The 20255-nt window shown below is 42.1% G+C and carries 22 protein-coding genes and 1 pseudogene; 18 read left to right on the top strand and 5 right to left on the bottom strand.

The genetic code is table 11. The annotated features are described in order from the left end of the window. Nucleotides 1-10 precede the first annotated feature (10 nt). Both NV379_RS16565 and NV379_RS16560 read left to right on the top strand, forming a co-directional pair. Nucleotides 11-703, top strand: a complete 693-nt coding sequence (locus tag NV379_RS16565; RefSeq protein WP_258208445.1) for a glycosyltransferase family 2 protein — start codon at nucleotides 11-13, stop codon at nucleotides 701-703. Continuing rightward, nucleotides 700-1311: a polysaccharide deacetylase family protein gene (locus tag NV379_RS16560; RefSeq protein WP_258208444.1), complete on the top strand. Its 612-nt coding sequence runs from the start codon at nucleotides 700-702 to the stop codon at nucleotides 1309-1311. The genes NV379_RS16565 and NV379_RS16560 overlap by 4 nt, the downstream gene beginning before the upstream one ends. 6 nt (nucleotides 1312-1317) lie before the next feature. Here the strand turns inward: NV379_RS16560 and NV379_RS16555 are convergent, their stop codons facing one another. After that, on the bottom strand, nucleotides 1318-2634 hold the full coding sequence (locus tag NV379_RS16555; protein WP_258208443.1) for a sensor histidine kinase: 1317 nt from the start codon (nucleotides 2632-2634) through the stop codon (nucleotides 1318-1320). Further along, the gene (locus NV379_RS16550) at nucleotides 2631-3329 is read right to left on the bottom strand and encodes a response regulator transcription factor (protein ID WP_258208442.1); all 699 of its coding nucleotides are present in this window, start codon (nucleotides 3327-3329) and stop codon (nucleotides 2631-2633) included. Before NV379_RS16550 ends, NV379_RS16555 begins: the two co-directional genes overlap by 4 nt. 200 nt (nucleotides 3330-3529) lie before the next feature. Between NV379_RS16550 and NV379_RS16545 the strand changes: the two genes are divergently transcribed. The 3 genes from NV379_RS16545 to NV379_RS16535 are packed head-to-tail and all read left to right on the top strand — an operon-like array spanning nucleotide 3530 to nucleotide 5674. Next, a complete protein-coding gene (locus NV379_RS16545; protein ID WP_258208441.1) occupies nucleotides 3530-4369 on the top strand; it encodes a GDSL-type esterase/lipase family protein in 840 nt (279 codons plus the stop codon). After that, nucleotides 4366-4998 carry an NAD(P)-dependent oxidoreductase gene (locus tag NV379_RS16540; protein ID WP_258208440.1) on the top strand — a complete coding sequence of 211 codons (633 nt, stop codon included), beginning with the start codon at nucleotides 4366-4368 and terminating at the stop codon, nucleotides 4996-4998. Before NV379_RS16545 ends, NV379_RS16540 begins: the two co-directional genes overlap by 4 nt. Nucleotides 4999-5014: 16 nt before the next feature. Continuing rightward, nucleotides 5015-5674 carry a DUF2306 domain-containing protein gene (locus NV379_RS16535; protein ID WP_258208439.1) on the top strand — a complete coding sequence of 220 codons (660 nt, stop codon included), beginning with the start codon at nucleotides 5015-5017 and terminating at the stop codon, nucleotides 5672-5674. 80 nt (nucleotides 5675-5754) lie between these two features. Here the strand turns inward: NV379_RS16535 and NV379_RS16530 are convergent, their stop codons facing one another. After that, on the bottom strand, nucleotides 5755-6183 hold the full coding sequence (locus NV379_RS16530) for a VOC family protein (protein ID WP_258208438.1): 429 nt from the start codon (nucleotides 6181-6183) through the stop codon (nucleotides 5755-5757). Between the two features lie 179 nt (nucleotides 6184-6362). On the opposite strand from NV379_RS16530, the gene NV379_RS26090 reads away from it, so the two are divergent. The 5 genes from NV379_RS26090 to NV379_RS16510 all read left to right on the top strand — a co-directional run bounded on the left by NV379_RS26090 (nucleotide 6363) and on the right by NV379_RS16510 (nucleotide 10926). Continuing rightward, nucleotides 6363-6686, top strand: coding sequence for a sigma factor (locus NV379_RS26090; RefSeq protein ID WP_308860299.1), 324 nt, complete (start codon nucleotides 6363-6365; stop codon nucleotides 6684-6686). A gap of 8 nt (nucleotides 6687-6694) precedes the next feature. Then, complete coding sequence (locus NV379_RS26085) at nucleotides 6695-7243, top strand: sigma factor-like helix-turn-helix DNA-binding protein (protein ID WP_308860298.1); 549 nt, start codon at nucleotides 6695-6697, stop codon at nucleotides 7241-7243. A 73-nt stretch (nucleotides 7244-7316) separates the two neighbouring features. Further along, nucleotides 7317-7979: a response regulator transcription factor gene (locus NV379_RS16520; protein ID WP_258208437.1), complete on the top strand. Its 663-nt coding sequence runs from the start codon at nucleotides 7317-7319 to the stop codon at nucleotides 7977-7979. Then, a complete protein-coding gene (locus NV379_RS16515; protein WP_258208436.1) occupies nucleotides 7972-9420 on the top strand; it encodes a sensor histidine kinase in 1449 nt (482 codons plus the stop codon). The genes NV379_RS16520 and NV379_RS16515 overlap by 8 nt, the downstream gene beginning before the upstream one ends. Before the next feature lie 138 nt (nucleotides 9421-9558). Beyond that, nucleotides 9559-10926, top strand: coding sequence for an ABC transporter substrate-binding protein (locus tag NV379_RS16510; RefSeq protein WP_258208435.1), 1368 nt, complete (start codon nucleotides 9559-9561; stop codon nucleotides 10924-10926). 25 nt (nucleotides 10927-10951) lie between these two features. Here the strand turns inward: NV379_RS16510 and pdxR are convergent, their stop codons facing one another. Further along, entirely contained in the window at nucleotides 10952-12397 is a 1446-nt protein-coding gene (gene pdxR / locus NV379_RS16505; RefSeq protein WP_258208434.1) for a MocR-like pyridoxine biosynthesis transcription factor PdxR, read from the bottom strand. A 111-nt stretch (nucleotides 12398-12508) separates the two neighbouring features. On the opposite strand from pdxR, the gene NV379_RS16500 reads away from it, so the two are divergent. Then, the gene (locus tag NV379_RS16500) at nucleotides 12509-13504 is read left to right on the top strand and encodes an aldo/keto reductase (protein ID WP_258208433.1); all 996 of its coding nucleotides are present in this window, start codon (nucleotides 12509-12511) and stop codon (nucleotides 13502-13504) included. 89 nt (nucleotides 13505-13593) lie between these two features. Here NV379_RS16500 and NV379_RS16495 read toward each other — a convergent pair whose 3' ends face one another. Next, nucleotides 13594-14268: an HAD family hydrolase gene (locus NV379_RS16495; protein WP_258208432.1), complete on the bottom strand. Its 675-nt coding sequence runs from the start codon at nucleotides 14266-14268 to the stop codon at nucleotides 13594-13596. 508 nt (nucleotides 14269-14776) lie between these two features. Here NV379_RS16495 and NV379_RS16490 point away from each other — a divergent pair. The 7 genes and pseudogenes from NV379_RS16490 to NV379_RS16460 all read left to right on the top strand — a co-directional run. Continuing rightward, nucleotides 14777-14917, top strand: a pseudogene (locus NV379_RS16490) (YiaA/YiaB family inner membrane protein); the annotation flags it as partial. Nucleotides 14918-14956: 39 nt separating this feature from the next. Next, nucleotides 14957-15220: a YiaA/YiaB family inner membrane protein gene (locus NV379_RS16485; protein WP_258208700.1), complete on the top strand. Its 264-nt coding sequence runs from the start codon at nucleotides 14957-14959 to the stop codon at nucleotides 15218-15220. A 148-nt stretch (nucleotides 15221-15368) separates the two neighbouring features. After that, the gene (locus NV379_RS16480; RefSeq protein ID WP_258208431.1) at nucleotides 15369-16607 is read left to right on the top strand and encodes an MFS transporter; all 1239 of its coding nucleotides are present in this window, start codon (nucleotides 15369-15371) and stop codon (nucleotides 16605-16607) included. 13 nt (nucleotides 16608-16620) lie between these two features. Continuing rightward, nucleotides 16621-17256, top strand: coding sequence for a PadR family transcriptional regulator (locus NV379_RS16475; RefSeq protein ID WP_258208430.1), 636 nt, complete (start codon nucleotides 16621-16623; stop codon nucleotides 17254-17256). An 80-nt stretch (nucleotides 17257-17336) separates the two neighbouring features. Then, nucleotides 17337-17990, top strand: a complete 654-nt coding sequence (locus tag NV379_RS16470) for an SDR family NAD(P)-dependent oxidoreductase (RefSeq protein WP_258208429.1) — start codon at nucleotides 17337-17339, stop codon at nucleotides 17988-17990. A 162-nt stretch (nucleotides 17991-18152) separates the two neighbouring features. Continuing rightward, a complete protein-coding gene (locus NV379_RS16465) occupies nucleotides 18153-18821 on the top strand; it encodes a GDSL-type esterase/lipase family protein (RefSeq protein WP_258208428.1) in 669 nt (222 codons plus the stop codon). 26 nt (nucleotides 18822-18847) lie between these two features. Next, the gene (locus NV379_RS16460) at nucleotides 18848-20251 is read left to right on the top strand and encodes an MBOAT family O-acyltransferase (protein WP_258208427.1); all 1404 of its coding nucleotides are present in this window, start codon (nucleotides 18848-18850) and stop codon (nucleotides 20249-20251) included. Nucleotides 20252-20255: the final 4 nt, after the last annotated feature.

Below are 20255 nucleotides of genomic sequence, written 5' to 3'. Positions count from 1 at the left end.
GGGGAGAAGGTTGGTTTCTGTCATATGCTGTTCAATGCGTGAGCGTTACATGGATAACGTATTTGCGAATTATTTAAGACAAACTTGGAAGAGTAAGGAACTCATTATTATTTTGAATCATGATGACATGGATATATATGATTGGAGTGAGCGAGCGGAGAAATATCCGAATGTGTATGTGTATCAGTTACCTGCGCATATTACGCTTGGGGATTGTTTAAATTTCGGGGTGGCGAAGTCACATTACAAGTATATTGCGAAGTTTGATGATGATGATTACTATGGTCCTAAGTATTTAAGTGATTCTATGAAAATATTAAAACGAACAGGAGCATCCGTTGTTGTCAAAAAATCTGTATATATGTATTTTGAAAAATATAAGACACTCGCAATTCACGTTCCCGGACAAGAAAATCGATTTACGAAAAGTATACGCTCTGCAAAGGGGGCTACCCTGGTATTTAAAAAGGAAATTTGTAGTAGGGTTCAATTCCCAAGTAAGAATCGTGGAGAAGACAGTGGCTTTATTAAGAAATGCGTGCAGAAAAAGTTTAAAGTCTATGCATCGAATAGAAAGAATTATGTATGTGTTCGCAGAGCGAAGTCGAGCGATCATACATGGGATGTCTCGAATCGAAGCCTGTTAAAGGGATGTAATGTTATTCGTAAAACAGAGAGTTATCGAAAGTATGTGAACGAATGACGACGCGTAAGAAAAAGATCGCCTATCTTACTTTTGACGATGGTCCAACAAAAGTCACGTATCGTATTCTAGATTTACTAGATCATTATCGAGCATCTGCTACTTTCTTCATGTTAGAGTCGAGAATACGCCGATTTCCATCTGCGGTAGAGCGAATGGTAGAAGAGGGGCATACACTAGGATTACATGGAGTAACCCACTCGATTTCCCAATTCTATGCCTCTAAGCACTCGGTTGTTCAAGAGTTTGATCAAACACGGCGCACGATTAAGAGAATCACAGGAAAGGATACGACGCTTGCTCGAACCCCACATGGAAGTAGACCTTATATGAAAGCTTCTTACTTGAAGGCTGTGAATGAATCGGGTTACCAACTGTGGGATTGGAATGTGGACAGTCTGGATTGGAAGTATCGAGATGAGCGAATGGTACACTTAATCACGAAACAGGTGATTCAACTAGAAAGACGGCATAAGAATCCCGTTATTCTCATGCATGATCGACTGGACGAGACAGCAGATTTTCTTGAAACAATTTTAATATTTCTTATTAAAAAGGGTTATGAACTCGAGAAGCTTACGCCTTCCATGAAGCCTATATTGTTGTAATTCGTCTTAACTGATCCATCCGGTTAGGATTGCTCCACCACTTAGGCTGCTATTGTTAGCTGTGAGATCGCCGTTATGCGCTTCTAAGACCCGTTTGGCAATAACTAGACCGAGACCCGTACCGCCATGGTCAGGATTTCGTGAATCATCACCACGGTAAAAGGCTTTAAACAGGTTATTCAACATATGGTCTGGAAAGCCTAGACCTGTATCCTCGATTGTAAAATGGATTCGAGACAATTCTAACTGTAGGCAGATGTTGATCGTGCCATGAATTGGCGTATGCCTTATCGCATTATCAATTAAATTCCCAATTGCTCGACTTAGGAGATGGGCATCACCTTGAATATTGCGTTGTTCATTCGGTGCAACGAAGGTAATCGTTATTTCTTTTTCGTTAGCAATAGGCATGTATTCGACGACAATTTCCTGGAATAATGCCGTAATCTCAATTGACCCTAACCGCATAATCTGCTCGAAGGAAGCCATTTGACTGTAGGAAAATAGATCGGATACAAGTCGCTCAAGTTGAGCGGCTTTTTTGCTGCAAATGGAGATCGACTTCGTCGTTTTATCAGGTTGATCGAAAGTATCTCGCGTAAGTCGCGATAAGTAGCCCCGCAGTACAAATAGGGGTGATCGGAGATCATGCGCAATGGAGCTGATAAAGAAGCGTCGTTCTTCTTCTAATATAGATTGGCGAATAAGAGACTCCTTTAAGCTCGTGCCCATCGCTTGGAAAGCAGAGCGTACATCTGCAACTTCAAGCACAGTGGACTTTGGGAGTTGAAAATCAAGATCTCCACTCGCAATCCGCCTTGCAGCAGCGCTCATTGCTTCAAGAGGCTTTACTACAACACGACCCATCTGCCAGCCAATAAATAGGATCGCGATAAGACCAGCAACAAGTGCAAGGATGTTCGCAACCCAACTCTTATTGGCAGGGATGAAGAATAAGGCACTTCCAAGCACTTTGCCTTGTTCTGTGACCGAGATTTGCCGGGCAGGGACATTGCTATCTACATTGGACGGTACAATGCGAACAATTTCTTGATTCGATGCATCTAGGAGGACGACGCCAAGTTGTAAGGAATCTGCAATATTACGTAGAGTTTGTTGCCAGTTCGGATCAAGCCAATGGGTAACAGGGGTTTCATTCACTTCTAACATGATGGTATCTAACGCAGTTAATTTTTTAATGTGAGTGGTATTTTCAAATCCATAATGTTCGATTAGATTCGGTATTTCGTAGAATAATCGGGGGATGATGAGGACAATCAACATGCCAATCATCATCCATTGCCGAATGCGAAGCCCTTTCATTGCCGCACCCCTTCAAAGCGATAGCCGACGCCCCAAACATTCATGATATAGGTCGGTTTACGCGGATTTACTTCGATCTTCTCTCGAATTCTACCTACTAGTACCGTAACTGTGTGCTTATCTCCAACGCCATCCCAGAAGCGATTCAGGAGCTGTTCATATGTGAACACTTGGCGCGGGTATTCAGCAAACAGGCTTAGAATTTCAAATTCCTTCGGCGTTATGGAGATTGGCTGATCGTTGATTTTCACCTCATGAGCAGTCATGTCGAGTACAAGTCTACCGAAACGAAGTTCGATGTTAGCCGCTTTCTCGTTTCTATCCGAACGACGGAGTACGGCTTTAATACGTGCGACGACTTCTTCTGGTGTAGCGGATTTGACGATATAGTCGTCGCCTCCTAAGCTGAGCCCTCGAATTTTATCAACATCTTCACCTCGCGCACTTAGGAAGAGGATCGGGATATCCATTGTTCTACGTAGTTGCCGGCATAACTCAAGACCGCTTGTACCTGGCATCATAACATCTAGGAGCAAGCAATCAATGTGGCAACCGTTTGTTTCTAATAGATCTATGGCTTGTGAAGCGTTATAGGCAGACAGCACGTTGAACTGTTCATCTTCTAGAAAATCGGTCATCATTTCCACGATTTCTTTATCATCGTCCACGATCAATACAGTACGTCCTCGACTCATACAGATCCCCCTAACACCAACTTCATGACTTGGAAACATTGTAGCATATCCATTTCCTTCCGTACGTCGATTGATCAGATAATTAGAGCTTCGTGACTGAATTGTGATTATTTCATACCTCATTTTGTGAGTGTCTGATGTTACGGTTAGTTATGTGATTAGTCAATTTTCATTAATTAAGAAAAAGGAGATGGAGCTACATGGAGACAATATCGAACCCCCAGCATGTTAAGTTGATCCAAACCCAGCACCCCGAGAAAATAATGCCGTTCGCACGTAACCTTAGTGACCATGTATTAGGAGCGATATACGGACTGGATGTGAGCAGTTACCAAACGATAAAGCAACAATTGACGGAGCAAGCAAGAAGTATTGCCCAGCAGATGTTACAAGATAAAATCTTTGCAGATCGGATCGATCATCTACCATTTCAAACAGGAGATACGATTGTAGGGATTGGTGAGAGTACAACGGATGATCTGCTTTCATGGTTTGAGATTCTTCGGCATGTGCTCGAACTGCAAAGACCGCAAGAGGGGATTCGGATGATCAATGAAGGTGTATCTGGTTATACCTCCACGCAAGTGTTGGGTAAGTTCAGCAATATCATCGCGAAACAGCCAAATTGGATCTTATGTATGATTGGGGGGAATGACACGCTGCGGGTAGGTACAGATTCATGCAAAACGCAGGTGAGTCTTGCGGAAACCGTTCAGAATTTGGTGGAAGTGCGTCGATTAGCAGGAACTCATACCACTTCAAAGTGGATATGGCTGACACCGCCTACTGTAGATGAACAGAAAGTAGCGAAGTTTCATTATTTTGAGCAGGCACAATTAAGTTGGCAGAATGCAGATTTGCTTGCAATTGGTAACGCGATTAATCAGTTTGCAGATCCGATTGTTGATGTTCAATCTGTGTTCGGATTGCAGCCTCCGAGCAACTACTTAGGGATAGATGGAGTCCACCCAACAGTGGAAGGGCATATCGCGATTGTGACTCAGTTCGTTGAGGAACTAACAGGAGGAGCAGAACGATGAAATTGGTTGTATTCGGTGCAACAGGGGGAACGGGACGCCAAATTGTCATGCAAGCCCTTGAACATGGACATCAAGTAACAGTAATCGTAAGGAATCCAGAAGCGATGGATATTAGGCATGAACATTTGACAATTACCCAAGGTGATGTGTTGAAACCCGCAACTTATGAGAATATCTTGATTGGACATGATGCGGTGCTATCTGCGCTTGGTGTCTCACATCGGAACCCAACAACGGTTTATTCGGAAGGAGTTAGTCATATCGTCCGGACAATGGAAAGTGCAGGAGTTCGTCGTCTGATCTGTTTGTCATCTGCTGGTCTTGAAATTCCTAATGATACGCCTTTTCTTCAACGTCTGGTCATTCGATCCATCATTCAGCCCATGTATAAGCATGCATACGCAGATATGGCACGTATGGAGTCTCTCTTACTTACCTCGCAAGTAAATTGGACTGTAATCCGTCCTCCTAGGTTAACCAATAGCATAAAAACCGGTAAATATCGTATTGCGAAGAACATGCCTTTAATCGGAATTAGTGGTATTTCACGTGCAGATTTAGCGGATTATATGCTGAAATCGATCAAGGATGAATCCGCACTCTTAAGCCGTATTGAAATTTCTTATTAAATAGGGGGAGTGACTGATGACGAAACGTTCTCAGATCCCAAAGCGGTGGCTAATCGTCGTTATCCTTACACTCGGAGCCGCAATATTCGCGATTACCCCTTATGTGCCGCTTGATTCTTCATATAGTCGGGTTACAATTAGTACCTCATTTACTCTACATTACCCGCTCCTACTCACTCATATTTTCTCGTCATTTATCGCGCTCGTGATTGGCTGGTTACAATTTCTACCTACTCTTCGGAAAACGAGACCGCACATCCATCGCATAATTGGTCGTATTTATCTTTCTTTGGTTGCAATCGGAGGTATTACAGGAATTGTCGTAGGTATGTATACGGATAGTTACATCAGACAGATGTCATTTCTTACGTTAGTGCTGTTGTGGTTGTATACCGGTTGGAAAGGTTACACAACAGCTCGTAATCGCAATTTCAATGCACATCGCAAGTGGATGATTCGTAATTACGCGGTCACATTAGTTGCAGCGACAGCACGACTTGTGACTCCAATATGTATACTCATCTACTTGGTCGCAAACCAAACCGAACCTTTTACTAGTGTTGAAGCGGTGTTAAAGCATGTGTTAGAGGTTAATATTTGGGTTGGTTTAGTCGTGAATATTGTGATTTCGGAATGGCTTTTTATTAGCCCGAGTAAGAATACCCATAATCATTGAAAAGATAACAGAACGACCCGATCGCGGGAAGGTGCGTTCGGGTCCTTTTCTTATTTTCACAATAGGAACATGTCATTAAATTAGCCTTGACGTCCTTTGGCTAAGACACGGAAAGTGATGCCGAACTTATCGGTTACATTGCCATATGCGGGGCTGAAGAAGCTGGATTGCAGCGGTTCATTGACTTGACCATCTTGCTGTAATGCTTCAAAATATTGAGTAGCCTGATCTTTATCAGGGGTTTGGAGCACAAGTGTAATTTGAGTGCCTTTGTGGTACTGTGAACCTGTTACATTATCTGAAATTTGTAATTCCGCTTCCCCAATTTTCAAAACCGCGTAAGAAACTTGATCTTTCTTCTCAGCTGGCAATTCCACACCCTTATTATTCGGTAAATCAGCAAGCATGAGCTTGTAAACAACCTTCGCACCCAGTGCCTTCTCATAAAAATCAATTGCCTCACGAGCCTTGCCGTTCATTTCAAGAAAAGGAATAAAAGTCGTTGTCATTATCAATCATCTCCTAAAGGTTTATTCATGTTTACTCTTGTCACTAACTATGACGGAAGGTCTTATTTAAACGTGACCGGATTCTTAAAATTTTTAATAAAAACCTTTTCTTCAGTCACAAAACTACTGTTGTTTACGACAGTGTTATTAAAAAGTAAGTTTAGGAAGGAATGTGACGAATGAACCATAACGAGTGGCAAGTTGAACAATTTGAGGAACACCGTAAACATCTACAAGCAGTTGCTTATCGAATGCTCGGATCTTTAGGGGAAGCGGATGACGCCGTTCAAGAATCGTGGATTCGATTTAATCGATCGAATACGGAAGCTGTAGAGAATATCGGAGGTTGGCTAACGACTATCGTCTCTAGGGTGTGTCTAGATATGCTGCGTTCCCGTAAATCTCGGCGTGAGGATTTATCTATTGTACATACACCTGAACCTGTCACAAGTCGGGAGGAAGGCAGTGATCCAGAACATGAAGGTTTACTTGCGACTCGGTAGGCCTTGCGATGCTTGTGGTACTTGGAAACTTGAATCCAGCTGAGCGAATTGCCTTTGTGCTGCATGATGTATTTGCCTTATCCTTCTCCGAAATCTCAAACATTGTTGGACGTAATGAAACGGCAACAAGGCAGTTAGCCAGCCGTGCACGCGGACGTGTACAAGGAGCGGGATCAGTGGAACATACGGAAGAACATAAGCATAAACAAGAACTTGTTGAAGCATTCCTTGCCGCATCACGCACGGGTAACTTTGAAAAGCTATTATTGGTGTTAGACCCGAATGTTGTGCTGCATAATGATACATCGTTCGCCCCTGTTGCAGGCATACCAGTTGTTCATGGTGCGTCAGCAGTGGCGAAGCAATTCTCAGGACGTGCGCAAGGTGCTCGCGCAGTGCTTATCGATGGGTCAGTTGGAATTATTGTTGCTCCGCGTGGTCGCATGATGTTCGCACTTAAAGTGATAGTAGTAGCCGATAAGATCACTGAAATTGAGATGATTGCTGATAAGACGCGGCTAAGTGAGCTTGATATGACTGTAATAAGTAATGAGTAATCCCCATCATTTGCTAACAATCCGAAGGGACGTATATAATAACCCTAACATTTGAGTCAGCGGAGGTGAGGCTATGGCGAGAATACTCGTAGTTGAAGATGATCTTGAAATTCAAGAGCTTTTGAAGGAATTTTTATCGGCGGAAGGTTATGAGGTTGATACAGCAAGTGATGGTGTGGAGGGCTATAAGCTTTTTGGAGAACATAAATATGACCTCATTCTGCTTGATATCATGTTACCCATTCTAAGTGGGTTTCATCTTTGTAAAATGATCCGTAGTGAAGCACCCAAAATTCCAATAATGATGCTAACAGCCCTGGATAATGAGGAAGATCAGTTTAAAGGATATGATCTTGCGATTGATGACTATGTGACGAAACCGTTCTCGTTCAGTATATTAATTAAGCGTGTGGAAGCAGTTCTTCGCAGGGTTTATCCGGTAACTGAAGCTAGGATTCTGCAATTTCATGAATTAAATGTAGATCTTGATGCCTATTTAGTCACAGTGAACGGGAAGAAAGTCGATCTCACTTTCAAAGAATTTGAGATTATTCGCTACTTACTTGAGAATAAGGGGCATGTCGCGACGCGAAAAGCACTGCTTGATGAGGTGTGGGGCTATGATTATTATGGGGACGCGCGGATCGTAGATACGCATATCAAGAATTTGCGTAAGAAGCTAGGGATACCCTATATCAAAACCGCGACTGGTGTTGGATACAAGATAGATGAATAGACTTGCACGCAAAGGAATTACTTTCAAAATCGGACTTATTACAAGCGGTTTGCTTATCGTCAGTACGGTCATCGTATTCGTTATTGTGGCTCTGATGTTGCCTTCTTTTTATCAAAAATATAAAATCAATACGCTAAACACAGCGTTGGAACGATTAATTCAAGATTCGAGCACGAAATCGTTACAGGAAGCGAAGAGGGAACTAGATTCTTTTACACAAATACATAATGTGTGGCTAGGGGTTAGGGATCTTAATGGGAATATGATTTACGTCCCTTCCCCGTATGTCAAGTATAAAGATGAGCCATCAACTGGGGAGCCGAAGACTGTTCCTTATACGAAAAAGATAGAGATTGCAATGCCAAGCAACGTCTATTCCGTTGATAAACCGATTGCATTTACAGATGGGCATTACAAATTGTTCGCTAATGCAACCCTTCAGCCTATAGATGAAGTATCACAAGTCATTCTATTGTTTGCCCCATATGCAATTGGTATTGTCATCTTGATTTCCATTACAGGTGCAGTTATTTATTCTCGAATGCTTACAAAGCCGCTAGTACGTGTGAATCGTGTAGCGAAGCGGATGGCAAGCTTGGACTTCTCCTTATCGAGCGACATTCGATCGAAAGACGAGATTGGCGAGTTGTCTCGCAGTTTAAATCGACTTTCTGAGAATTTACAGGATGCGATGTCTGAACTCCAGCACACGAATGGACAGCTTCAGATAGAGATGGACAAGGTCAAGAAGATGGAAGATCAACGTAAGATATTTATTACGGCGGTATCCCATGAGCTGAAGACCCCGATCACAGCTGTAATGGGGCAGATTGAAGGAATGATTGATCAGATTGGGATATTTAAAGACCGGGATAAATACTTAAGGCGATCATATACGATTATGCAAGAGATGGAGAAGCTTGTAAGAGAGCTGCTTCAGATTTATGAATTCGAGAATACGATCTTGAAGGCGAGTCTGAAGCCGATAGAACTATCTCCACTTGTAAAGGAATGTTTACGACCGCTCGATTATGTCATTCAAGCCAAGTGCACGCAGATTCATGTTGAAATGAAAGATGACGTGTATGTTCAAGCAGACCGTAATTTATTGAAAAAGGCGCTATCAAATATCTTGCAAAATGCGATTCAATACTCACCAGAACGTGCAACCGTTACGGTAGAGCTGATCGAGCAGGATACTCGGTATGTGCTCCAAATTACGAATAGCGAAGCGGTTATTCATAATTCACAGTTGCAAGATCTATTTGAACCGTTCTATCGAATCGAAAAGTCCCGTAATCGTTACACGGGTGGGAGTGGTCTGGGTCTGTATATTGTAAAGCAGATCATGGACGTACACATGTTGGAATATGGCATTGCGAGTACCGAGCAAGGCGTACAATTTACGATTTATTTTCCAAGAGAAGCTTCTTCAAGATGAAGGGGTTTCTTTTTTTTACTATGTATACACACCTGGACTACACACGTACTCCACATGAACTCCACAACGAATTGTTATGATGTTACACGTATTGAGGCGCCAATACGTGGAGATAGACATGGGAGAGGAGAGTGCAAGATGAGAACTAGAAAGCAAGCAAGTTTAGCTGTCATGAGTGCACTTGTTGCGGTCACGATGACAGCATGCAGCGGTGGGAATTCCACGGATTCTGCGAAAGAAGGTAAGAGTGCAGATGGAAAGACTGTTGTCACCCTGTCAGTCAGACAAGCTGATCCATTCTTGAAATTAGCGGAACAGAAATTCGAGGAAGTAAACCCTGATATTGATATTCAATTGAAAGAATACACGGCAGCCTCTGCGGATGGCGGCGCGCAGCTTGCAATGGATGAATTATCTTTTGAAAAATACTTGAACACATTAAACACTGAAATATTGTCTGGAAAAGGTGCCGATCTCATCTCGTTGCAGGATCTGCCCTATGGGAAGTATGTGGAGAAAAAAGCACTTATCGACTTAAACGACATGATAACTAAAGATCAAACATTCAAGTCTGATGAGTATTTATCGAACATATGGGAATCTGCACAGGTACGTAATGGCGTATATGCGATGCCTCTTGGCTTCTCGCTCCATATGATGCTTGGCGATAGCGCCTCACTGAAAGATGCAGGAGTGAAAATCGATGATAAGACTTGGAACTGGGATTCGTTCGCGGAGTTAACCAAGAAATTGCTTAAAGATGCGAATGGAGATGGCAAGCCAGATAAATACATCATGACCAATACATCGCCAGATTCCATGTTAGTCGATTTTTTGAGAGATGATTATGGCAAGTATGTAGATCAACAGAAATTAGAGTCGCACTTTGATAGTCCAGAATTCCAAGCTTTACTTGCTCAAATTAAGAAGATGTATGACGATAATGTATTCTCCGAACAATCGGCCACTTGGGGTGAACAATTCTTCTCGCAATGGCGTGCCAATTCAGTTGAGAATCTGATCCTGTATCCGAAGGGTGTATACGATGGCAACGGTAAAGTGTATCGTAAGCCGCTTTCTAGAGATGACAAAGGAATTGCATTTAGCTCGTCGATGATGCTTGGTATGAATTCCAAGACGAAAGTGAAAGATGAAGCGTGGAAGTTCCTGAAATTCTTGTTATCACCCGAGATGCAATCTTCTTCGGAGCTTAAAGCCATTCCGATTAATAAAGCGGCTATCGATGCGCAACTAAACGGTATACAAGATGCGTTGAAACAAGGAAGTGTTAAATTGCTAACTGGATTTGTACCCAAACCGCTAACAGATGAAGAAGTGCAAGCCGTTCATGATGTGATTGGTGAAGCGGGGGCGATATCGAAAATTGACAAGAAGATCGTAACGATTATTTTTGAAGAATCCAAAGCGTATTTCGCAGGACATAAGTCTGGTGAAGAGACAGGTAAGATCATTCAGAACCGTGTAATGACGTATTTGAATGAGTAGCAGAGATGAGTTGGTGGAGCCGCGATTAGTCGCGGCTTTTTTGCTGTGTTGTAAGGGAGTTCGTGAATGCTGCCATACGCTTTACACCTTCAATAATCTCAGCTTCTGATAAATTTCCGTATATGATCAAAATACCGGGTTGATGCGTGTGATTCTGATTCGCGGGAGACAGGTATTCATCGGTTCGTTCGACTCTGAAGCCGTAGGCGAGCGTATCATGCCAAGGGAGGTCTCGGAGTGCACTTAAGTGGAATTGAAGCTGAAGGTGCAAACCGGCATCATCACCCAATACAAACATTTTTTCTCCGTACGTGTTTTGGAGCATTTCGATGAGTAAGGCTCTGCGTTTCTTGTATAGCTTTTTCATGGAATATACATGACTTTCAAAGTGTCCTTCTGAGATGAAAGTGGAAAGTGCACGTTGAATAATGAGTGGCGTGAAGATGTTAAGTTTTTCTTTGGTATGTAGAATGTTCGTCATTAACTGGGGCGGGACAATTAGAAAGCCAATGCGAAGGCTTGGGTGTAAGGTCTTGCTAAACGTACCCACATACAGAACACGTGATGGCGCAAGTGTCTGAAGTGGAGGAACAGGTGCTCCGCGAAGTCTGTACTCGCTATCGTAGTCGTCTTCAATCAAGTAAGTGTCAGCTTCCTCTACGAGACGAATGGCTTGATGTCTTCGCTGAATCGATAGCAGACTGCCAGTCGGGAATTGATGCGACGGTGTAACAAGAATGAGATGATTAGGCGCAAGCGGCGTGATTCTATCCATATTCATGCCTTGGTTATCTACGTCGACAGGAACCTGTGAATAATTCATTTGTTCAAAAATATCTCTTGTGAAGTCTATCGTCGGATTCTCGATATAAATGGATTGATACTGAGGGGAGAGTGCTTTAGCGATTAATAGAAAGCCCTCGGTAGCGCCGTTTACGATCACAATCTGGTTCGGGTCGACTTCGATACCTTTGGCACGAAATAAATATTGGCTGATCGCTAAACGCAAGTCGGAGAGCCCTTGAATATGACCGAAGCCGTAATTGTGAGTAGACATCTGCTCAGCAGCCTGTTTCATACATCTAATCCAGTGGTTATTAGGAAAATGTTCTGAAGACGGTACGCCGCTTGCAAAATCGATGATATTCGCATCGACAGAACGTATGTTCGATTCATTAATTACTGGCATTGTGTTAGGTATATTCGATTTAGTTGCGAAGCTTGTAAATTGCACTTCGGCTACATAAGTTCCTGAGCCTGTACGAGTTTCGAGATATCCCTCGGCAGTCAGTTGCTCATATACTTCAATGATGACATTGCGGGCGACTCCTAGTTCTTTCGCGAGCAGACGAGTGGACGTCAGCCTAGTACCCGCTTCTAATAGTCCCTCTTCGATTCGGTTTCTTAATTGCTGACAAATTTGCCGAAGCGCAGAGTGGGGAGACTGACGATCAATATAAATGCCGTACATAGATATCCTCCTGAAAATTGGTTCCTAAATAAAGTGACAAATTGGACCTTAGGGTAACCCGTTGCTTTCACTATACTAAACGTATACATAAGCAACAAGGAGGAATTAATTTTGAAAAGAAACTTTGGTAAATCTGGTATTAAGACAGGGCCGCTTGGTCTTGGTTGTTGGGCAATTGGAGGATTGTTTACATTAGATGGGATACCAGATGGTTGGGGAAATGTGGATGATCAGGAATCGATCTTAGCGATTCAGACTGCGATTGAGATGGGGGTTACGTTCTTCGATACGGCGGATGCCTATGGTGTCGGTCACAGTGAGGAAGTACTTGGACGTGCGATTCAAGGAAAGCGAGATCAAGTTGTGGTTGCAACAAAATTTGGCTATACGAATAATGAAGCAACGAAGGAAGTATTCGGTAAGTATGATGTGTCGCCCGAATATGTACGATATGCATGCGAACGCTCCTTACAGCGGCTTGGTACAGACTATATTGACTTGTATCAGATCCATGTAGGAAAGTTAAATGACGATGAGATCAGCAGTGTAATCGTAACGCTGGATGATCTTGTACAAGAAGGCAAGATTCGTTCGTATGGCTGGAGTACGTGGGACATGAGTCTAGCGGAACAATTTGCTGTTCAATCTTCTGGCGCTGCTATTCAGCATTCGCTTAATGTGCTTCATGATGATCCACACATGGTTGAAATCTGCGAGCAACGTGAGATGGTAAGCATCAACAATTCTCCGCTTGCAATGGGACTACTTAGCGGCAAGTTTAATGCCAATTCGATTTTGTCAGAAGATGACGTAAGAGGCAGCAGTCACGAGTGGGTACGCTATTTTAAAAATGGGAAACCAATCCCTGAATTCTTAGAGCAGCTTGAAGCTGTTAAAGAGATTCTAACGAGCAGTGATCGAACGACTGTGCAAGGTGCGCTCGCTTGGATATGGGGTAGAAGTGCTGTGACCTTACCTGTTCCGGGCTTTAAGACGAGAAAGCAAGTAGCGGAATTAGCAGGAGCTGTGGAGAAAGGTGCGTTAACGGCTTCACAGATGCAGGAGATTGATCGAATATTGGAGAGATCGCAGATAACAGTTATGTAGATTACGTTTTAATGAAAAATAATCCAGCAAAAAAGAAGGCATCTGCAGTGATGCCTTCTTTGCGTTTAACAACATTGATCCATTATTTATTAAACAAGTGAGGACCTGTTATGCAGCTCATGTAAGACAGTGCGAAGCTCATCGAAGTTATTGATGACAACATCGGCTTGGGCAAGCTCAGCTTCTTGGGCAAAATCAAATCGACAGCCAATCGAAGTGAGTTGATTATCTTTTGCGGCGTTAATATCAGAGAGACGATCTCCAACGACAGCACCATACGTGATGCCGTATTTTGTCTTGATGTGTTGAACAAGATCTGATTTATTCTGCGAGGAAATTTGCTGAATGCTGAATGTCTCAGTTACCCACTTATCAAGCTCATAGTAGTTTACGATTGCTTGTAAATAATCAACAAGCCCATTGCTTGCGATATAGATCTTGTAATTATGATCGACTAGATGTTGCAGGGTTTCTTTTACACGAGGATACAATTCGCCTTTACCAACTGAGATGATGGCAATTAATTGTTGTAAAAAATGAACATTGGCTTGCTCACGAATCGCTTCAGAATGATCAGGCATTAAACGTTCCCACACAACTGGAAGGGGTACACCCATAATCTTGCGATACGTTTCAATCGGTGTTTCCTGATCCCACAAGTTCAAACTCCTAAAGTGATTGAATGTTTCTTCTAAAGCTGGCTCTAGTATCGTATTCGTCTGAAACAATGTACCATCCATATCAAAAATAACGGAATAGGTCATAGGTGTTCTCTCCATCTCTTGTTGAATCTATTTACTAGATTTCATCATAAGTTTGGAAGAGACTTGTTGACAAGTCTTTTTGATAACTTATAGCGATGAGTAACACCTCAACTGAGGCTTATGGCAGTGGTTCAGGTGTTTTTTTGCAGATATTAATTTGAAGAGAGTTCAATTAGAACCCATTCCATACAGTTGTTTGTTCAACGATGAACCGTGATGTTGCGTGAGCGGAAGCAGCTGCTTTACCAATTGCAATAAGCACAACAGGTACGTAACGGGATAAGAGGAACGCTATCCATCCATTGATTTATTTGTCGAGAATTGGAATATCGTGACAAGTTAGCTCACATTGAGTATAATTATGGAAATCATATCATCTAGAGGAAGCACCTCAAACATTGGCCTATTACCGTTGTTTGGGGTGCTTTCTGTTTGTATGAGATGACAAGATAACCGACTGAAGGAGAGAAAATCATTGAGGAGACGTAATACAGCTGCATTCACAGCCATGTCCATCTTGTTCTTTGCCGTATCTGTTGCTCTGACATTAGGAGGAGTAATCTCGTATCTCGACCAACCATTTGCGGTTAAAGGTTACTATGGGATGGGAATTTTCTGCACGATCATGGCTAGCTTTACTCTTCAGAAAGTCATTCGCGATAATGAAGAAGACAAGCAAGAGAAAGTTCTGCCAGGAGATCTTCAACCTCGCAAACGTAATACAGTTGCATTTACTTTCTTAGCCTATGTCTTCTTCGCAGTATCTGTAGCGCTAACATTAGGTGGGATCATCTGGTACTTGGATCAACCATTTGCGGTTAAAGGTTATTATGGCATGGGTGTATTCTGTTCCATTATGGCAAGCTTCACTTTGCAGAAAGTCATTCGTGATAATGAAGAAGACAAGCGATTAACTTATGAAGCGAATAGGCAGTTCCATCAAGAACAGTAATCAAATTTCCTCACCAAATCTGGTGGGGATTTTTTATGTTCATATTTTGTAATATATATAAATTTTTATATATAAATATTTACATATAGTTTCACCGGTATTATACTTCTAAATAACAATAAGCGTTAATGAAAGGTAGGACATCATTATGTTACTTAAAGAAAATCGTGCATTTCGCCATTTGTTCGCAGGAAGAATTCTATGTATTCTGGCAGATTCGATCATGTTCTTCTCCATGCTTAAGTGGATTGAGCAGCACTCCAGTACAAGCAGCTCTTTCACTTGGTTCTATGTGGCATTCTATCTACCGATTACATTCCTCGCATTACCTATCGGTGCTTGGATCAGCAATAAAACGTTGCAGAAAGTCATGACCTATTCAACGACGATTCAGATCACGATGTTAACAGCATTTATCTTGCTTCATCCCTTTCTAGCCTATCAGTGGGTATACGGATTACTTATTATCATTAGCATCTTACAGCTTTTCTTCATACCTGCTAATCAATCACTCCTCCCGCATATCGTGGACAACGAAGATCGACCTAGAGCTAATAGTCTACTACAATTAGGTTATACGGCGGCTAAAGTGCTTGGTCAGATTGGGACTGCACTTCTAATCAAGCTATCTTTTGCACCCATGACATTAATGATTGCATCGATTGTATTGCTTGCCATGTCAGTTTATTTTATCAGAAGAATAAAGCCATTTATTAAGAACGAATCAAGCAACAAGCAAAGTCAATTATCCTCTGTAAAAGAAGGTGTTCGTTACATACTCACCATGCGAGAGTTAAAATTACTATTTATTTTCCTAGGACTCGCGATGCTATTCGCAACTTCAATTGACTTGATCTTAGTCTCCTTTTTAAAAGAACAACTTGCTGTTGGGGTTGAGAATTTAAGTTTTATTGGAACAGCATCACTAAGTGGGTTTGCAATAGGGGCAATGATCGTACCAAAGCTATACAAGCATATCGATCGTAAGTGGTTAATGATCCCGCCATTATTCGCATTAAGTCTCGGTACTGGTAGTCTGTTTGTTATCGAGAATTGGGTATGGATACTACCATTCTTCTTCCTGCAAGGTATCGCACTGGGGTGCTTTAATGTTACATTCATTACATACTTGCAAGACGTAGTCTCAAGTGAGAATTATACGAGGACATTCAGCCTATACCATATGTTATCCAGTTCAATGGCGCTGCCAGGGATCTTATTAACGGGTTTTATGTTAGAAGAAATTGGAGTGCTCAGCACGATTCTAATCGTTGCAGCAATGCTTTTCTTGATTGGAGTCATTGGAGTAAGCATGACGCCGAAATTAGGTAAGGGTCACAGAGAAGAAGTGAAGCAGACAAAAACTGAATTAAGTATAAGCGGTTAGAGGAGATGTTCGCGTGTCTTTACGATATGGATTACTTGGATTACTTAGTGAATGGGAAGCTAGTGGGTACGATATTAAGAAAGAGTTCGATGACCTAATGAGTATTTTCTGGCATTCGCATTTGTCACAAATCTATCCAGAACTGAGCAAGCTTGAAGAAGAAGCACTCATTACGAGTACGCATGTTCCGCAAGAGGGGAAACCGGATAAGAAGATATACACTATCACGGCAAAAGGGAAGACAGCACTCATGAAGTGGCTACTCACTCCGCCTGAAACGCCGAAGCTTAAGGATCCTTTCCTGATGCAAACTTTCTTTATGGACAATATTCCTTATGAAGAAGCGCTGCTAAAGCTAAAGATTTATAAGAATGAACGTATGCAAAGACTGACGAAGATGAAACAAATCGTTGAAGAGCGTTGGGCTAGTATTAAAGAACGTAATGTCATGAGTGCGAGAATATTGATTGGTTCTACCGTACTTAAGCGCGGAATCGAACAAGAGGTGCAGTATATCAAGTGGTGTGAGGATACGATTACATTAATTGAAACATGTAAGTTCCTCTGGGACAAGAACAATCAAGCGCAATCCCAATCGTACTTATTTACTGACGTTGAAGATATATTCGAACAGTATTTTGCAGAGTAAAGAAGCAGCTAAGATTCTAATCCAAAATCGCTATTCATATCATTGTTTATTACAAACAATTAGATAGGAGTTGGAGGGCGATGGGTAACCAAGCAGTCTGGATTATTGGAGCGGGAAAAGGGAATGGACAGGGCATAGCTGAAGCGTTCGGTAAGCGGGGATACAAACCTGTTCTCATTGCCAGAGATCATAATAAGCTTCTAAATGTCCAACAATCTTTACTTAGCGAAGACATTGCATCAACTTGCGTAATTGCAGATTCTGGTAATCTGGACGAGCTACGAGTAACGTTAGAAGGGTTAATCGAGTCTGAAGGCGCTCCTGAAGTGCTAGTATATAACGCAGCGGCAATATATCCTGGTCTCCCTACCGAGTTAACAGAAGAACGATTGCGCGCAGAGTTTAATGTTAATGTACTAGGAGCGTTTACTGCCGTTCAGACTGTATTACCGAAATTGAAAGAACGAGGAGCAGGTTCGATCTTGTTTACAGGTGGAGGATTAGGACTTTATCCGCAAGCTTCATTAGCATCTCTAAGTATGGGTAAAGCAGCAATTCGGAACTTGGCATTCAGTCTGAATGAGGAGCTTGCAGCCTATGGAATCTTCGTAGGTACAGTCACGATCTGCGGCTTCGTTCAAGAAGATACACCTTTTAACTCTAGATTTGTTGGAGAAGCGTTCTATCAATTGTACGAAGAGAAGAGTGGTGTTGAAGTACAGCTAAAACCATAAACGACTTCTATTCAAACTGAACTCCGCCCCGATTGGGATGGAGTTTTTTTTATTTTACAAGCAATCTTTATCTATTATGATCTTGATCTGCATTTGAACTTGATCTCACACAAGTAAATTAATGAGCAAGAAAGATATCGAAACGAAGAGAGGAAGATTCGTATGCTTAAGAAAGTGGTCACGATCTCAGTAATGGGGCTTGTTATCGTTATGTTGCCTGCTTGTGGCAGTAATAATGGCGGGCAAGAACTGCAATCTGCTATTCAGGAGATGGCGGCTGATGCAAGCGATGCCAAGGATCAGAATTATAAAACCCAATTTCAAGATCATGTTTTTCTAGGTGATTCGATCATTGAAGCATTGTCGTTTCACGATGTGCTAAAGGAGGAGAATGTAATGGGTAAAGCAGGTGGGACGGCGCTATTCGCATTGGATGATATATCAGACTTAGTAAGCCGAAGTCCGAAGCAAGTTTATATTGGTCTTGGTTCAGATGATATTCTATGGCCGACAGAAGACCCACAGAAGTTCTCGATTACGAACTATGCCAAACTTTTAGATAATATTAAAGAGAAACTGCCGGGTTCCAAGATTACCATTCTATCGGTCACACCGGTAACGATTGATGCAGAGAAGGCAGAACCACGTTACAAGAGTATCAAATCGTATAACGAAGCACTGAAGGAATTAGCGGAACTTAAAAAGGTCGAATATTTGGATTTAACGCAGTTGGTTGAGAAGAATATCACCTTGTTTGATAAGGATGGTATTCATTTCAAAGCAGAGTTTTATCCGAAGCTGCTTCAATTCATTCAGGAACATACGAGATGACATTAGGTTTCAGGAGGGGTTAAGATTTGGTATTCAGCAGCCTGATATTTCTCTACTGGTTCTTGCCTGTGACGATCGCAATTTATTATGTTTCACCTCGGGCTGTTCGTAATGTGATATTGCTCCTTGCAAGCCTAGTCTTCTATGCTTGGGGTGAGCCGATCTATATCGGCATAATGATATTCTCGACCTTATTCGATTATACGAATGGGCTACTTATTGATAAATATCGTAGTCGCAAAAAACTCGCTAGATTTATTTTTATTAGCTCTATAGCAGTGAATTTAGGCATACTTGGTTTTTTCAAATATTATGGTTTTCTCATCGAAAATATTAACAGCTTGCTTGGGCTTCATATTCCGATCACATCACTTCCGCTGCCCGTAGGAATCTCATTCTACACGTTCCAGACGATGTCATATGTGGTAGATGTGTATTTGAATAAGTACCCTGTGCAGCGGAATCTGATTGCATTCGGTACATATGTCACAATGTTCCCACAATTAGTTGCAGGTCCGATCGTTCAGTATGGGGATATTGCTAAGCAATTGAAAGATCGACCCATGACATTGGACAAATTTGGCAGTGGAGCGGAATTGTTCATTCGTGGTCTTGCGAAAAAGGTGTTGCTTGCCAATAATATCGGCTTACTATGGACAAGCGTTCATCAGACGCCAATGGCAGAGCTAACCGTACTATCTGCGTGGCTTGGGATTGTGGCATTTACATTTCAAATCTACTTTGACTTCAGCGGCTATTCGGATATGGCGCGCGGACTTGGGAAGATGTTCGGCTTCGACTTTAAAGAAAACTTCAACTATCCGTACGTATCGAGAAGTGTCACGGAATTTTGGCGAAGGTGGCATATTTCATTAGGGTCATGGTTCCGTGAATATGTGTACATTCCGTTAGGTGGCAATCGAGGTGGAATCAAGCTGCAACTACGCAATCTGATGATTGTATGGTTTCTAACCGGATTCTGGCATGGGGCAAGCTGGAATTTCATTGTGTGGGGATTGTATTTCGGTTTGTTTGTCACGATGGAGAAGCTTTTTCTACTACGTTGGTTGCAACAATTGCCTCGAATCTTAGCACATGTGTACACGCTCATGATCGTGATGATCGGGTGGGTGATTTTTGAAATGGGTAGCTTATCGTCCGCGTTCAGCTATATCCAAACGATGTTTGGTATGGGGAACCATTCGCTTTCTAATGAGGCAAGTTGGTATGGATTATCGACCAATCTATTCTTGTTGATCATTCTAGCTCTGTGCGCAACACCATACCCGCGGAAACTTATGATGTGGCTTCAAAGTAAGTTTAGAGTTGTGGACTTCGCTATCCCTGTCATGTATCTCGGATTTTTAATGGTTTCAACAGCCTATCTGGTTAACGAAACTTACAATCCATTCTTATATTTCCGTTTCTGAAAGG

Origin of the sequence: Paenibacillus radicibacter, assembly GCF_024721995.1 — a bacterium.
GTDB classification, from domain to species: domain Bacteria; phylum Bacillota; class Bacilli; order Paenibacillales; family NBRC-103111; genus Paenibacillus_AM; species Paenibacillus_AM radicibacter.
This window is presented reverse-complemented; position numbering and strand designations above follow the sequence as displayed.